The sequence below is a fragment of the Mycobacterium kyogaense genome (genome assembly GCF_036946525.1).
GTDB lineage: Bacteria > Actinomycetota > Actinomycetes > Mycobacteriales > Mycobacteriaceae > Mycobacterium > Mycobacterium kyogaense_A.
Window position 1 is genome coordinate 37,119 of sequence record NZ_JAQIIY010000018.1, and the last position, 14,781, is coordinate 51,899.

Annotated in this window: 14 protein-coding genes; 9 read left to right on the forward strand and 5 right to left on the reverse strand. The window is 68.7% G+C overall.

Translation table 11 applies throughout. The features are described from left to right. Window positions 1-51: 51 nt before the first annotated feature. Window positions 52-1,806, forward strand: coding sequence for an HNH endonuclease signature motif containing protein (locus PGN37_RS15995; protein WP_335331997.1), 1,755 nt, complete (start codon window positions 52-54; stop codon window positions 1,804-1,806). On the opposite strand, the gene mftR is transcribed toward PGN37_RS15995, so the two are convergent. Next, entirely contained in the window at window positions 1,791-2,396 is a 606-nt protein-coding gene (gene mftR / locus PGN37_RS16000) for a mycofactocin system transcriptional regulator (RefSeq protein WP_335331998.1), read from the reverse strand. The genes PGN37_RS15995 and mftR overlap by 16 nt on opposite strands. 90 nt (window positions 2,397-2,486) lie before the next feature. On the opposite strand from mftR, the gene mftA reads away from it, so the two are divergent. From mftA to mftG, 7 genes are all read left to right on the forward strand, one after another. Beyond that, window positions 2,487-2,579 carry a mycofactocin precursor MftA gene (gene mftA / locus PGN37_RS16005; protein ID WP_073682527.1) on the forward strand — a complete coding sequence of 31 codons (93 nt, stop codon included), beginning with the start codon at window positions 2,487-2,489 and terminating at the stop codon, window positions 2,577-2,579. A gap of 2 nt (window positions 2,580-2,581) precedes the next feature. Continuing rightward, entirely contained in the window at window positions 2,582-2,866 is a 285-nt protein-coding gene (gene mftB, locus PGN37_RS16010) for a mycofactocin biosynthesis chaperone MftB (RefSeq protein ID WP_335331999.1), read from the forward strand. Continuing rightward, window positions 2,863-4,062: a mycofactocin radical SAM maturase gene (gene mftC, locus PGN37_RS16015; protein WP_335332000.1), complete on the forward strand. Its 1,200-nt coding sequence runs from the start codon at window positions 2,863-2,865 to the stop codon at window positions 4,060-4,062. The genes mftB and mftC overlap by 4 nt, the downstream gene beginning before the upstream one ends. A 6-nt stretch (window positions 4,063-4,068) precedes the next feature. After that, window positions 4,069-5,244 carry a pre-mycofactocin synthase MftD gene (mftD, locus tag PGN37_RS16020; protein WP_335332001.1) on the forward strand — a complete coding sequence of 392 codons (1,176 nt, stop codon included), beginning with the start codon at window positions 4,069-4,071 and terminating at the stop codon, window positions 5,242-5,244. Window positions 5,245-5,323: 79 nt separating this feature from the next. After that, the gene (mftE, locus tag PGN37_RS16025; protein ID WP_335332002.1) at window positions 5,324-6,055 is read left to right on the forward strand and encodes a mycofactocin biosynthesis peptidyl-dipeptidase MftE; all 732 of its coding nucleotides are present in this window, start codon (window positions 5,324-5,326) and stop codon (window positions 6,053-6,055) included. After that, window positions 6,052-7,467 carry a mycofactocin biosynthesis glycosyltransferase MftF gene (gene mftF / locus PGN37_RS16030; RefSeq protein ID WP_335332003.1) on the forward strand — a complete coding sequence of 472 codons (1,416 nt, stop codon included), beginning with the start codon at window positions 6,052-6,054 and terminating at the stop codon, window positions 7,465-7,467. Before mftE ends, mftF begins: the two co-directional genes overlap by 4 nt. A gap of 19 nt (window positions 7,468-7,486) precedes the next feature. Continuing rightward, the gene (gene mftG / locus PGN37_RS16035; protein ID WP_335332004.1) at window positions 7,487-8,911 is read left to right on the forward strand and encodes a mycofactocin dehydrogenase MftG; all 1,425 of its coding nucleotides are present in this window, start codon (window positions 7,487-7,489) and stop codon (window positions 8,909-8,911) included. On the opposite strand, the gene PGN37_RS16040 is transcribed toward mftG, so the two are convergent. Next, window positions 8,901-10,457, reverse strand: a complete 1,557-nt coding sequence (locus PGN37_RS16040) for an MFS transporter (protein ID WP_335332005.1) — start codon at window positions 10,455-10,457, stop codon at window positions 8,901-8,903. The two genes, mftG and PGN37_RS16040, sit on opposite strands and share 11 nt — an antisense overlap. A 99-nt stretch (window positions 10,458-10,556) precedes the next feature. Here PGN37_RS16040 and PGN37_RS16045 point away from each other — a divergent pair, with 99 nt between their 5' ends. Beyond that, window positions 10,557-11,174, forward strand: a complete 618-nt coding sequence (locus tag PGN37_RS16045; protein WP_335332006.1) for a TetR/AcrR family transcriptional regulator — start codon at window positions 10,557-10,559, stop codon at window positions 11,172-11,174. On the opposite strand, the gene PGN37_RS16050 is transcribed toward PGN37_RS16045, so the two are convergent. From PGN37_RS16050 to PGN37_RS16060, 3 genes are read right to left on the reverse strand one after another with little or no spacing between them, the layout of a single operon-like run. Then, a complete protein-coding gene (locus PGN37_RS16050) occupies window positions 11,140-12,393 on the reverse strand; it encodes a cytochrome P450 (protein ID WP_335332007.1) in 1,254 nt (417 codons plus the stop codon). The genes PGN37_RS16045 and PGN37_RS16050 overlap by 35 nt on opposite strands. 46 nt (window positions 12,394-12,439) lie before the next feature. Further along, window positions 12,440-13,831, reverse strand: a complete 1,392-nt coding sequence (locus tag PGN37_RS16055; RefSeq protein WP_335332008.1) for an FAD-dependent oxidoreductase — start codon at window positions 13,829-13,831, stop codon at window positions 12,440-12,442. Next, window positions 13,828-14,751 (reverse strand): alpha/beta hydrolase, encoded by a 924-nt coding sequence (locus tag PGN37_RS16060; protein ID WP_335332009.1) that lies wholly within the window; start codon window positions 14,749-14,751, stop codon window positions 13,828-13,830. Before PGN37_RS16060 ends, PGN37_RS16055 begins: the two co-directional genes overlap by 4 nt. Window positions 14,752-14,781 lie beyond the last annotated feature (30 nt).

A 14,781-nucleotide genomic window follows, 5' to 3' on the forward strand; every position in this document is an offset into this window, starting at 1 on the left:
GGACGCTTCTCGCAGGCTGGTTCGTCGGAGCGGAGCGGCATACTCGGAAACATGTTCGAACACATGTTCGCCGATGTTGCCGACGAGGCGTTGGTGGGCGCGATCGAACAGGCGGCGGTCGAGGAGGGCCAGGCGTGCGCGCGGCGGCTGGCCGCCATCGCTGAATTGACCCGGCGCAGCGTCGATGACGACGACGAGCGCGCGCACTGGACGTTCGACCCGTGGGCCCTGACCGCCGCGCGGATCGGCGCGGCGCTCACCATCGGTCAGCGGCGGGCATCGGCGCAGATGCGCATTGCGATGGCGCTGCGGGACCGGCTGCCCCGGGTGGCGGCGCTGTTCTGCGAGGGCCGCATCAGCATGCGTGTGATCAGCGAACTGACGTGGCGTACCCATCTGGTCGACGACGACCGAGTGCTGGCAGAGATCGATGCCGCGCTCGCCGAGCGTGCGGTGTCCTGGGGAGCCCTCTCGGAAGAGAAGCTGACCGGGGCCGTCAACGCACTGATAGAACGCTACGACCCCGATGCGGTGCGGTTCACCAAAGACATCGAGCAGGAACGTGACTTCCGGATCGGAGCCCGCGAGGACGGCGCGGAGACCACCTCGGCGTGGGGCAGGTTGATGGCTGCCGACGGTATCGCTGCTGAACGGCGCATCCTCGCGATGATCAACGGAGTGTGCGAGAACGATCCGCGCAGCGTCGGCGAGCGCCGCTCCGATGCCGCCGGCGCGCTGCTCAACGGCCGCGAGCACATGCCCTGCCGCTGCGGCTCGCCGGACTGCCCGAAGACGGATGTGCCGGCGCCTGCGTCGAATGTCGTGATCCACGTGATCGCCGACCAGGCGGCAGTCGGGGCCGCGACCAAGGAGGACTCACCTCAGCGGTCCGCATCACCGCAGCAGACCGCCGGGGAGCAGTCAGACGTTGGCCTCGATGCGACGGTCGACGCCGCGACAAAGCCCGTCTCAAAGGAGCAGGCCGCCGAGAAGCCGGCCGCCGCTGAGTGCGACGAGTCGGTAGAGCATGGTCCTGATGCGACGGTCGACGCCGCGACAAAGCCCGCCTCAACGGAGCAGGCCGCCGGGAAACCGGCCGCCGCAGAGTGCGACTTGACGGTAGAGCATGGTCCTGATCCTGAAACCGATTGTGCGCCGACATCTTTAGTTGATACCGGAGTGGCGCTGCTGCCCGGGCTGAAGGTCATGCCGGCTGTTGCGCTGGCCGACGCCATCGCCGGCGGCGCGAAGGTCGGGCCGCTGTGGATACCCGGGCCAGATCCGGAACCGAACTACCGGCCCTCGGCCAAGCTGGCGCAGTTCGTTCGACTCCGCGACATGTTCTGCCGGTTCCCCGGCTGCGATGTGCCCGCCGATCGGTGCGACATCGACCATTGCGTGCCGTGGCCGTACGGTCCCACACACGCGTCGAACCTCAACGCCAAGTGCAGAACTCATCACCTCATGAAGACCTTCTGCTTCGATGTCGACGGTTGGACCGAGGTGCAATCAGCCGATGGCACAGTGACGTTCACGGCCCCCGACGGCCGCAGCTACACCACCAGGCCGGGCAGCACGCTGTTCTTCCCACGCTTCGCTGTGGCCACCGCCGACCTGCCACCGCCACCGCCCGTGCCGCCCGACGCCGCGGCGAAGAGAGTCACGGTTCCGCGCAGACGCCGCCTACGGAGCGCTGAGGTCGCCGCGCGGGTGAAGGCCGAACGTGCGCAGAACCGTGAGCTCCGCGCCGCGGTGATCGCGGCTGCGGGCGCGGGCGATGGCAGCGCCGGTCACGCCCCGTTCTGAGCGTCCAGGCCGGCCAGCCCGCCGGCCAACAGATCGAAGGCTCCGCCGAGCGCGGCGGCCAGGGACACCGACTCGTCGGCGAGCCACTGCCCATACGCCGTCAGCGCCACCGCCAGCATCGTCCACGCGACCGTCTGCGGGATCAGGTCGTCGGGGGAGACCTCGAGGCGGCGCGCGACGTAGGCGGCGACCACAGCCCGCCAGCCCGCATACATGGTCATCGAATATGCTTGCAGCGCTTCGGTTTCCAGAATGAGCCGCATGCGCTGACGGTGTCGGTCGGCGTCGTCGAAATCGTTGAATGCCAACAATGCGGTCCGCAGCGCCTCGTGAATTGGCGCTGCCGGATCGGTGGCGGCCAGCAGCCCCTTCATCCGACCCAGATGGGCGTCGAAATCTCCCCACGGCAGCGCATTCTTCGACGGGTAGTAGCGGAACAGCGTCCGGCGGGCGATGCCCGCGGCCGTCGCGACGTCGTCGACGCTGACGTCGTCGAACCCGCGCTCGGTGAACAGGTCGATCGCGACCGCGCTGATGTGCTCCCAGCTGGTCGACCGACGGCGCCCGACTCGTGCCTTGGCGGGTTGCATCGACGTCCCCCTTCCATTTAGGCACCCAGTGCCTTATTGTTGCGATCTGCGTCACAAATGTCGAGCCCCACCGAACAGAAAGGCAGTGCCATGGAGCCGAGTCAGCACACCGAGAACGACGAGCTCGTCACCGAGAGTCTGGTCGAAGAGGTGTCCATCGACGGGATGTGCGGGGTCTACTGATCATGACCGCGCCGACTTTCGATCCGGACCAGCGCTGGCGGCTGCATCCGCAGGTGGCCGTCCGGCCCGAGCCGTTCGGCGCGCTGCTCTACCACTTCGGGACCCGCAAGCTGTCGTTCCTGAAGAACCGGACGATCGTCGAGGTGATCAACTCGCTGTCTGATCACCCCGACGTTCGATCCGCCTGCCGCGCAGCAGGACTCGAAGACGATCAACTGACGCCGTACCTGCACGCGATGGGTGTGCTGGTCTCGTCGAACATGCTCATCTCAGGAGAGGACCGATGACCGTCACCGCCCCCGTGCCCCGGCTCGTCGACCAGTTCGAACGCGGCCTCGACGCCCCGATCTGCCTGACGTGGGAGCTCACCTACGCGTGCAACCTGTCCTGCGTGCACTGCCTGTCCTCCTCGGGTAAGCGTGATCCGCGCGAGCTGACGACCCAGCAGTGCAAGGACATCATCGACGAGCTCGAGCGCATGCAGGTGTTCTACGTCAACATCGGCGGCGGCGAGCCGACCGTGCGCTCGGACTTCTGGGAGCTCGTCGACTACGCGACCGCCCACCACGTCGGGGTCAAGTTCTCCACCAACGGCGTACGCATCACCGAAGAGGTCGCCGCGAAGCTCGCGGCCAGCGACTACGTCGACGTGCAGATCTCCCTCGACGGTGCCACCGCCGAGGTCAACGACGCGGTTCGCGGCCCCGGCAGCTTCGCGATGGCCACCCGCGCGCTGGAGAACCTGCGCGCCGCGGGCTTCAAGGATGCGAAGATCTCCGTCGTCGTCACCCGCCACAACGTCGACCAGCTCGACGAATTCAAGGCCCTGGCCGACAGCTACGGCGCCACCCTGCGCATCACCCGGCTGCGCCCCTCGGGCCGCGGCGCCGATGTCTGGGACGAACTGCACCCCACCGCCGCGCAGCAGGTCCAGCTCTACGACTGGCTCGTCGCGCATGGCGAGCGCGTGCTCACCGGTGATTCGTTCTTCCACCTGTCCGGTCTCGGCGAGCCCGGCGCACTGGCTGGACTCAACCTCTGCGGCGCGGGCCGGGTGGTCTGCCTGATCGACCCGGTCGGCGACGTCTACGCCTGCCCGTTCGCCATCCACGACCAGTTCCTGGCCGGAAACATACTGACCGACAATGGGTTTGGGACTGGTTTCCAGAGCGTGTGGCAGAACTCCGAGCTGTTCCGCGAGCTCCGAGAGCCGCAGTCGGCCGGCGCGTGCGGCAGCTGCGGACACTACGACGCGTGCCGCGGTGGCTGCATGGCGGCGAAGTTCTTCACCGGTCTGCCGCTCGACGGTCCCGACCCCGAATGCGTGCAGGGCTACGGCGAACCCGCCCTGGCCGCCGACCGGAACAAGCCCAAGTCCAGCGTCGACCACTCCCGCAGCGGCGGCCGCACCTCCAAGGGTCCCGTTCCGCTCACCCTGCTCAGCGCCCCTCCGAAGAAGTTCTGCAACGAAAGTCCGGTATAGCCCATCATGGCCCGTGATACCTGGTTCGAAACCGTCGCCATCGCCCAGCAGCGCGCCAAGAAGCGCCTGCCGAAATCGGCGTACTCGTCGCTGATCTCCGCCAGTGAGAAGGGGGTGACGGTCGGCGCCAACGTCGAGTCCTTCTCCGAGCTCGGCTTCGCCCCCCACGTCATCGGTGCCACCGAAAAGCGTGACATGGCGACAACCGTGATGGGGCAGGACATTTCGCTGCCCGTCATCATCTCCCCGACGGGCGTGCAGGCGATCGATCCCGACGGCGAGGTGGCCGTGGCGCGCGCTGCCGCTGCCCGCGGAACCGCGATGGGTCTGTCGTCGTTCGCGAGCAAGCCCATGGAAGAGGTCACCGCGGTCAACGACAAGATCTTCTTCCAGATCTACTGGCTCGGCAGCCGCGACGAGATCCTCGCCCGGATGGAGCGGGCCCGCGCCGCCGGCGCCAAGGGCCTGATCTTGACCACCGACTGGAGTTTCGCGCACGGCCGCGACTGGGGCAGCCCGAAGATCCCGGAGCGGATGGATCTGAAGACGATGATCCGGATGTCCCCGGAGGTCGTCACCAAGCCCCGCTGGTTCTACAGCTTCGCCAAGCATCTGCGCCCGCCTGACCTGCGGGTTCCGAACCAGGGTCGACGCGGCGAGACCGGCCCGACGTTCTTCGAGGCCTACGGGCAGTGGATGGGCACTCCGCCGCCGACCTGGGAGGACGTGGCCTGGCTGCGCGAACAGTGGGGCGGCCCGTTCCTGCTCAAGGGCACCGTGCGTGTCGATGACGCCAAACGTGCTGTGGACGCTGGTGTTTCGGCCATCACGGTGTCCAATCACGGTGGCAACAACCTCGACGGCACTCCCGCGGCGATCCGCTGCCTCCCCGCGATCGCCGACGCCGTCGGCGACCAGGTCGAGGTTTTGCTGGACGGCGGCGTGCGGCGGGGCAGCGACGTCGTCAAGGCGGTTGCTCTGGGTGCCCGCGCCGTCATGATCGGGCGTGCCTACCTGTGGGGTCTGGCGGCCAACGGGCAGGCGGGTGTGGAGAACGTCCTCGACATCATGCGCGGCGGCATCGACTCCGCGCTGATGGGAATGGGGAAATCGTCGATCCACGATCTGACCCGCGACGACGTCCTGATTCCCGACGGCTTCACCCGCACGCTGGGGGTGTGACGGACGGGGCGCGAGGTGACGGGCTGACCGGCACGGGAAATCTCTTGCCACGCATGCGCCAACAACTGGCGCACGGCAGGTGAATTCGGCCTACCATGCTCGCGTGGCTTCACCCCACGAGCTCGGGAACTCGACGTCGAGACAGCTGCAGGATTGCGCGTCCGCGCTCATCGTTCCCGTCGGATCCACCGAGCAGCACGGACCTCATCTGCCGTTGGACACCGACACCCGCATCGCCACCGCCGTGGCTGACGCTCTCGTCAATCGCCTGACGGGTCAGTGGCTGGTTGCTCCCGCGATCGCCTACGGCGCCAGCGGTGAGCACGAGGGATTCGCCGGAACCATCTCCATTGGCACACCGGCTGTGTCAAAACTTCTGGTGGAATTCGCCCGTTCGGCGTGTCGGTGGGCCTCGCGGGTCGTGTTCGTCAACGGCCATGGTGGCAATGTCGCCGCGCTGCGCGAGGCGGTGTCGCTGCTGCGTTACGAGGCGCGCGACGTCGCATGGTGCTCGTGCGTCGCCCCCGGCGGCGACGCCCACGCCGGTCACACCGAAACGTCTGTATTGCTACATATTTCGCCCGGTGCGGTTCGTGAGAATCTGAGGGTTCCGGGTAATCAGGGGTCGCTGGCGGAGTTGATGCCGCAGATGCGCCGAGGGGGAGTCGCCGCCGTGAGTTCGCTGGGTATCCTCGGAGATCCGACGACGGCGACGGCGGCAGAAGGGGGCAGGATCTTTGCTGGGATGGTCGACACCGGGGTTGACCGGATCACCCGCTGGGCGCCTGACGGCCAGGGGATGTTGAGGTGACGGGACAGCGGTTGCCCGATGGTTTCGCCGTTCAAGTCGATCGACGTGTGCGCGTCCTCGGGGAGGGGGCAGCGCTTCTCGGCGGCTCGCCGACGCGCCTGCTGCGGTTGGCGCCCGCAGCCCAGACCATGCTCAACGGCGGGCGGCTCGAGGTGCACGACGCCGTCAGTGCGCAGCTGGCGCGCACCCTGCTCGACGCCATGGTCGCTCACCCGCGACCGCTGAGCGGACCGTCGCACCGCGACGTCACCGTGGTGATCCCGGTGCGCGACAACCCGTCCGGACTGGTCCGTCTGCTCGGCGCCGTGCGCGGGCTGAAGGTCGTGGTCGTCGACGACGGCTCCACGATTCCATTGCGCGACAACGATTTCTGCGATGTCCACGGCGATGTTCGCCTGCTCCGGTTGGAGCGCAATCGCGGTCCCGCTGCGGCGCGTAACGCCGGGCTCAAGGCGTGCGGCACCGACTTCGTGGCGTTCCTGGACTCCGACGTCGTGCCGCGGCGCGGCTGGCTGGAGGCACTGCTCGGGCATTTCTGTGACCCCGCGGTCGCTCTTGCCGCGCCGCGCATCGTCGCGCTGCAGCCCTCCGACAGCGTGGTGGCGCGCTACGAGGCGGTTCGGTCGTCTCTGGACCTCGGATTGCGGGAGGCGCCGGTGGTGCCGTTCGGCACCGTCTCCTACGTGCCCAGTGCCGCGATCATCTGCCGCCGGAGCGCGCTGCTCGACGTGGGTGGCTTCGACGAGACGTTGACCTCCGGCGAGGACGTCGACCTGTGCTGGCGACTCAACGAGGCCGGCGCCCGGTTGCGCTATGAACCGATCGCGCTGGTGGCCCACGACCACCGGGTCGAACTGCGAAAGTGGTTCGCGCGCAAGTCTTTCTACGGCGGATCGGCGGCGCCGCTGTCCATCCGGCACCCCGGGAAGACGGCGCCGCTGGTGATCTCGGGGTGGACGCTGGTGGTCTGGCTGCTGGTCGCCCTCGGATCGCGCCTCGGTTACCTGGGTTCGGTGGCGGTGGCGGTGTTCACCGGCCGCCGGCTCGCCAGGTCACTGGCGAGTGTGCGCACCGAACCGATGGAGGTCGCGGTCGTCGCCGCACACGGGCTGTGGTCGGCTGCGTTGCAGCTGGCCTCTGCGATCTGCCGGCACTACTGGCCGGTGGCCCTGGTGGCCGCCGTGTGCTCCCGGCGTTGCCGACAGGTGGTCCTGGTGGCCGCCGTCCTCGACGGCGTGTTCGACTGGGCCACCCGCAGCCACAGCGGCATCGACGACGACACCAAGCGGGTCGGCATCGTCACCTTCCTGCTGCTCAAGCGCCTCGACGACATCGCGTACGGCCTCGGCCTGTGGACCGGGGTGATCCGCGAACGCCACGCCGGGGCGCTCAAGCCGCAGATCAGAACCTGACGCCGCGTTGGCCGCCGCCGTGGATGATGTGCTGATCATCGGGGCCGGCAGCGCCGGTTCCGTTCTGGCGGAGCGACTCTCCGCCGACGAGAGTTGCTCGGTCACCGTCGTCGAGGCGGGTCCGTCGCCCGGCGATCCGCGGGTGCGTCGCCAGATCACCGATGCGCTACGGCTGCCGCTCGGCGAGGCCAGCGGGGTGGTGCGGCGGTACTCGGCCGTGCTCACCGAGGCGCCGCGCCGCATCGCCGAGATCATGCGGGGCGCCGTGGTGGGAGGGTCGGGCGCGGTCAACGGCGGGTATTTCTGCCGCGCGCTGCCATCCGACATCGACGGGTGGGCCTTGTCCGGATGGGCGTGGACTGACGTGCTGGGCCACTTCGTCGCGATCGAGCGGGACCTGGACTTCACCGGGGAACTGCACGGTGACAGCGGACCCATCACGGTGCGGCGGGTGGCCGAATTCGACGGGTGCACAGCCTCTTTCGTGCGATCGGCGCTCGACGCCGGATTTGCGCGGGTGGACGATCTGAACGGGTCGACGCCGCAGGCGCCGGTGCCGCCGGGGGTGGGCGCGGTGCCCCTGAACATCGATCGGGGTACCCGGGTCGGGCCGGGCGGCGCCTTCCTGGAGCCGGCGATGCAGCGGCCCAACCTCACGGTGCTCACCGACACCCGGGTGGTGCGCCTGCTCTTCGACGGAGGGCGCGCGGTCGGCGCCGAGTGCGTCGGGCCCGACGGACCCGTGGTGCTGCACGCCGACCGGGTGGTGGTCAGCGCGGGAGCGATCGGATCGGCGCACCTGTTGATGCTCTCGGGCATCGGACCCGCGTCGGCGTCGAGTCGACTCGGGGTGCCGGTGGTGGCCGATCTGCCGGTGGGGGTCGACACGGTCGACCACCCGGAGTGGGTGCTTCCCGTCAGCTGGCCCGCCACCCATGGACTACCTCCACTGGAGGCGGTGCTGACGACAGCCGAGGGTATCGAGATCCGGCCCTACACTGCGGGTTTCGGTGCCATGACGAGCGACCGGCGCGACGATCCGACCGACCAACCGCACCTGGGGGTAACGCTGATGCGACCGGCCTCCCGCGGTCGGGTCACGCTGGTGTCGGCCGACCCGCTCGTCGACCCGTTGATCGAGCAGCGCTACGACACGGCGCCCGCCGACGTGGAGCTGCTGGCGCAAGGGGCGGAGATCGCCGTCGAGATCGCCGGGGGCACAGTGCAATCGAGACCGTCGTGGGCGACGTCGCAGCACCTGTGCGGCACCGCCAGGATGGGGCGCGACGATGACCCGACGGCTGTCCTCGACAGTCGGTGCCGGGTGCTCGGTGTGGACGGCCTGTGGGTGGTCGACGGATCGATCCTGCCGGCCATCCCCAGCCGGGGGCCGCACGCGACGATCGTGATGGCCGCACACCGCGCGGCCGAGTTCATTTCCTGAACAGCTGCTTGCCGTCGCGGCCCGGTGCCCATGCCGCGACGAGAACTGCTGCAGCCAGGACGATTCCGGCGAGTGCCAGCATCGCGTGATCGGAGGCCTGCACGAACGCCGAGCGAGCCGCCTCGCGCAGCGCTTCACCCTGCGGGCCCATCCGATCGGAAAGGGACAGCGCGTAGGCCAGGGAGTCGGTGGCGGTGTCGCGCACCGGCGGCGGAAACGCGGACAGCTGCGGGGCCAACGAGGAGCGGTAGGTGGCGGCGAGGATCGATCCGGCCACGGCGATGCCGACCGCGGCGCCGAGTTCGCGCGTCGCGTCGTTGACCGCCGATGCCACGCCCTGCTTCTCGTCCGGGACGGCGTTCATGATGGCTGACGTCGTCGGGGCGGTGCAGAGTCCGACGCCGCTGGCGATGATCAACATCGGCCACATGACGTCCAGATACACCGCGTCCGCGTCGGCGAACCGCATGCAGTACAAGCCGGTGGCGATCAGCAGCAGCCCGACGGTGACCGTCCATCGGAAGCCGATCTTCGGCAGGACGAGGTGCACCGTCACGCTGAGCACCATCACCGGCACCACCAGGGGCGCGAGCGCGAACGCCGTGCCCAGCGCCGAGTAGCCCATGACCAGCTGCAGGAATTGCATGGCGAGGTAGAAGAACCCGAAGTTGGCCAGGAAGAGCATCGTGACGCCGATGGCGCCGGTGGCGAAATCGGGCCTGCCGAACAGTCGTACGTCGAGCAGGGGGTGGCGACGGCGCAACTGGACGACCGTGAAGGCGACCGCGAGCACGATGCCGCCGGCCAGCCCGGCGAGCACCAGCGGATCGGTCCAGCCGCGCATCGGCGCCTCGACGACTGCCACGACGAACATCGCGAGCGCAGTCCCGATCAGCGCGGCGCCCAGCCAGTCGATCGGCGTCGCCTCAGGATCGCGCGAGCTGCCGATCGTGGCGGCGAGCGCGAACACCAGCACCGCTTCCGCGGACAGCGCGATGAACACCGACTGCCACGGATTGTGTTGCAGCAGCAGGCCGGTACCGAGGAATCCGACGATCGCACCGGAGCCTGCGACCCCCGCCCAGATACCGATTGCCTTGTGGCGTTCGGATTTCGGGAACGCCGCGGTGAGCAGCGAGAGCGTTGCCGGCATCACGAACGCTGCGCCGACACCGGTGAGCGCCCGGGCGGCGATGAGCTGGGTGGGTGTGTCGAACACGATGGGGGCCGCCGACGCCACCCCGAAGATCACCAGTCCGACGAGCAGGGCGCCCCGGCGGCCGTAGCGGTCACCGAGAGCACCGGCTGGGAGCAGGAGGCAGGCCATCGCCAGCGTGTAGGCGTCGACGATCCACGTCAGCTGTGCCTGCGTCGCCGTCGTCTCGAGAGCGATGTCGGGCAGTGCGGCGTTGAGGGCGACCATCGAGGAGATCACCAGGAGCAGCGCCAGGCTGGCGACGGTGAGCAGCCAGCGCCGACCGCGCGGAGACAGTGCGGCGATCTCGGCGTCGATATCCTGATCGGACGACGTGCGGGTATCGGTCATGGATTCTCTCTCACCGGGATTTCGAGACTAACAGTCTCGGTGCAAGACCGATAGTCTCTATATCCGTCCCCTGTACCCGTCGACGAGAAAGGGCACACCATGACGGCCGGCGGTGGTGATCCGAGACCGGCCCGCTCGCGCGCGCGACTGCTGGAGGCCGCGACGACGTTGCTCCGCGCGGGCGGTCCGGGTGCGGTGACGATCGACGCGGTGACCCGGCACGCCAACGTCGCGCGCGCAACCCTCTACCGGCACTTCCCGAGCTCCAATGATCTTGTCGCAGCGGCATTCATGAGCCTCATCCCGCCGCCGCCGATGCCGCCGAAGGACGGCACGCTGCGGGATCGACTGATCGCCGTCGTGGGGGAGTGGGCCGACGCCATCGCCGACGCCCCGACCCTGCTGACAGCGATGGCGTGGCTGTCGCTGGGGCCCGATATCGCCGAAGTGCCGACCGCCGGCGGTGTCGTGGGCACGCTGCGGGAGCGGATCGCCGAGCAGTATTCGGCGCCGTTCGACGCGATCTTCGAGCACCCCGACGCGGTAGAGACTCTCGGACGCGTCGACAGGACGACCACGTTCGCTCTGCTGATTGGCCCGCTGGTGTTCGGTCGGATCAGCACACTGACTGAATTCGATTACCGCGCAACAGCTGTCGCGGCAGTGGACGGCTTCCTTGCGGTCAGCGCACGGAATAGCGGATCGGCAGGTGCTTGAGTCCGCCGACGAACGTGGTCGCGGCCAGTTCCGGCTCGCCGGCCAGCTCGATCGACTCCAGCCGGGGCACCAGCTCGGTGAACAGGCTGTTCATCTCCATGCGAGCCAGTGCGGCGCCGAGACAGAAGTGCACGCCGTAGCCGAACGACACGTGCCGGTTGGGGTCGCGGGAGATGTCGAAGCGGAACGGCTCGTCGAAGACCTCGTCGTCCCGATTGCCCGACACGTAGGCCAGATACACCGATTCACCCTTGGCGATCGGCACACCACGCACCTCGGTGTCCTCCGCGGCGGTCCGCATGAACTCCTTGACCGGGGTGGTCCAGCGGATCATCTCCTCGACCGCGGTCGGCATCAGGTCCATGTTGTCGCGCAGCCGGGCGAGCTCGTCGGGGTTCTCGATGAGCGCGAGCAGTCCGCCCGAGATGGCGTCCTTGGTGGTGTCGTGGCCGGCGCTGGCCACGATCACGTAGTAGGAGGCGGTGTCGATGTCGGAGAGGGGCTCGCCGTCGATGCGCCCGTTGGCGATCGCCGAGGCGAGGTCGTCGGTCGGGGTCTCCCGGCGGGACGCGGTCAGCGAGGAGAAATAGGTGAAGAAGTCGAGCAGCACGGCCATCTGCTCCTCGGGGCTGACGCCGCGCTTGTACTCGTCGTCGTCGCCGCCGAACATCTCCTGGGTCAGCGCATGCATGCGGCCGTAGTCCTCCTCGGGTAACCCGAGCAGCGACATGATCACGTACAGCGGAAACTGCACCGCGATGTCGGTGACGAAGTCGCATTCGCCGCCGCTGTCGCGCATCCGGTCGACATACCGCTTGGCCAGCTCGTCGACGCGCACCTTGAGGTCGCGCATCGCCTTGGGGCGGAACCAGTCTGCGCCGATCGAGCGCACCTTGCGGTGGTGCGGATCGTCCATGTGGATCAGCGTGCGCAGGCCGATGCCGGCTTCCATCTGCTGGGCCATGTAGTCGTCGGCGGCCGCGGTGGCCAGCAGGGGACGCGGCTCGGAGAGCCACAGGTCGTTGGCGCGCTCGATGGCCATGATGTCGGCGTGCTTGGTGATCGCCCAGAACGGCCGGTAGGGAGCGTTGTCGACCCACGCCACCGGCTCGTTGGCGCGCAGATGTTTCAGTGCCTCGTGCAGTCGGGCGTCGTCGGCGTACGCCGACGGGTCGGCCAGGACTTTCGCGGCATCGTCCATCGTGCGGGGCTCGCTCATTCGCATCTCCTCGAGGGGGCTACTTGACGCATGTCAATTTAGCAGTTCATGTGACGGGCGCCACCCTCGACTCTGCCAGAGCCCCGAGGAGTTGGTTGAACGCCTCGGTCATCGACGGATGTGTGTAGATCTCGTCGCGCAACTGCGTCGCGGTGATGCGGTGGCGGATCGCGAGCGCGACGGTGTTGATCACCTCGTGCGAGTCATGGCTGAGCAGTGCCGCACCCAGGATCTCGTCGGTGTCGGCGTCGACGACGACCTTCATCATCCCCTCGGGGTGTCCGACGATCCGCGCGCGCGGCACCGTGGCCATCTTCGCCACCGGCAGGGCGGCGACTTTCACGGTGCGGCCGTCGGCGCGGGCGGCGCGTTCGGTCAGGCCCACCCGGGCCAGCGGCGGCGTCATGAACAGCACGTAGGGCACCGCCACCCGATCGGCGGTGCTACGCCGGCCCGTCCCGGTCAGCTGGTCGAGCACCACGCGGTAGTCGTCGAGGGAGATGTAGGTGAACTGGGGCCCGCCGTTGACGTCGCCGACGGCGAAGACGTGGGGCTGGTTCGTGCGCAGGTGCTCGTCGACGACGACGGAGCCATCCGCGCGGGTCTCGACCCCGGCCCTGTCCAACTGCAGGCCTGCGGTGACGGGCCGGCGGCCCAGCGCGACGAGGATGCGCTCACCCTGGACCGACGCGGATGTCCCGTCGACCTCGTAGTGCACGGTTGCGCCGTCGACGGCCGTCAGGGTGGCCGATGTCACGATCCGGACGCCCGCGGCGGCCAGAAGGGCTGCGGCCATCGTCGCGACGTCGTCGTCCTCCTGGCCGAGGATGGCCGAATGACGTTCCAGCACAGTGACTTCCGCGCCGTAGCGGGCGTACATCGCGGCGAACTCCAGCCCCACGTAACCGCCGCCGAGAACCACGAGCTGCCGCGGAAGGTCCTCGGTCGTGAGCAGGTCGGTGCTCGTGACCATGCGATCGTTGCCGTGCAGGCCGGGGATGTCCGGCACGACGGGTTCCGATCCCGTGCCGATGACGATGTGCTCGCCGGTGACCGTGACCTCCCCGTCGGCGGTCTGCACCGTGACGGTGTGGGGGTCGGTGAACGCGGCGAATCCGGTGAGCACGTCGACGGTCGCCAGACTGTCCAGCATCGCGAAGTTCTTGGCGCGCAGATCGGCGGTCAGGTCGGCCGTCGCGCGCACCGCATGGGTGTAGATCCGCGGATCGGGCGGATCGCCTTCGGCGTGCTCTGCCTGGAACACCAGCGATTTGGTGGGCACGCAGCCGATGTTGATGCAGGTGCCGCCGTACATGGTCTCGGAGTGCTCGATCATCACGACGCGTCGACCCTGCGCACCGAGTGCGGCGGCCAGGGTCTTGGCCGCCTTGCCGAAGCCGATGGTGACAAGGTCTGCCTGCAGGTGCCGCGCCGTCATGCGGAGATCCTCTCCCGCAGACGGGCGGCGAGGAAGCCCGCGGCCGAAGTCACCGCGCGGCGGGCGGTACGGAGTTGCTCGACGTTGAGCTGGAACACGTGATGCATGCCCTGGTAGACCTCGAGCTGCACCGGTCCGCCCGCGGCGCGTACGGCGTCGGCATAGCGGACGGAGTCATCGAGCAGGATCTCGTCGGTGCCTACCTGGATCAACACGGGCGGCAGATCGCCCGATGCGCCGAACAGTGGCGAGGCCCGCGGATCGTCGGCGGGGACATCGCCGAGGTAGGCCGCAGCTGACTGGCGTAGATACTCCGGATCGAGCAGCGGATCCGAGATCGCGTTGGCCCAGACGCTGTCCCCACTCAGACCCGAATCCGTCCACGGCGAGAAGACCGCGGCGGCCGCCACGTCGATGCCTGCGTGCCGGACTGCCTCGGTGACCGTGGCCAGCGTGAGGCCGCCGCCCGCGGAGTCGCCGACGACGGCGACCGCGGGGTGGCTGCGGCGCAGCCGGCGGAGCGTCGCGACGGCCAGCTCGAGCGCCGTGGGCAGGGATGCCTCCGGCGCCAGCGGGTAGTCGAGGACGAACGCCGGCACCTTCGTGAGGGCAACAAGCTGGCTGACGAATCCCGCGTAGGCGTCGGCGCTGCCGAGGCCGTAGCCGCCGCCGTGCAGGAACAGCAGAGCGCCTTCGGAATTGGCGTCGGCAGGCCGCACCCAGATGCCGTGGCCGGGCACTCCGTCGGCCGGGGTGACGGCGACGCCGTCCGCCACCGGGGTCGCAGCGACGAACCGGTCGTACACCTCGCGCGGTTCGCCGGTCTCGGTGGACCAGAAGCGCGCGAAGGACATCCGGAGAGCGCGCCCGGGCGCGATGTCGTCGGGGTCGAGGGGAACAGGAAGCGTGCCGTCTCGCATTTGGTAAACAATAGTTACTATCCTGGCTAG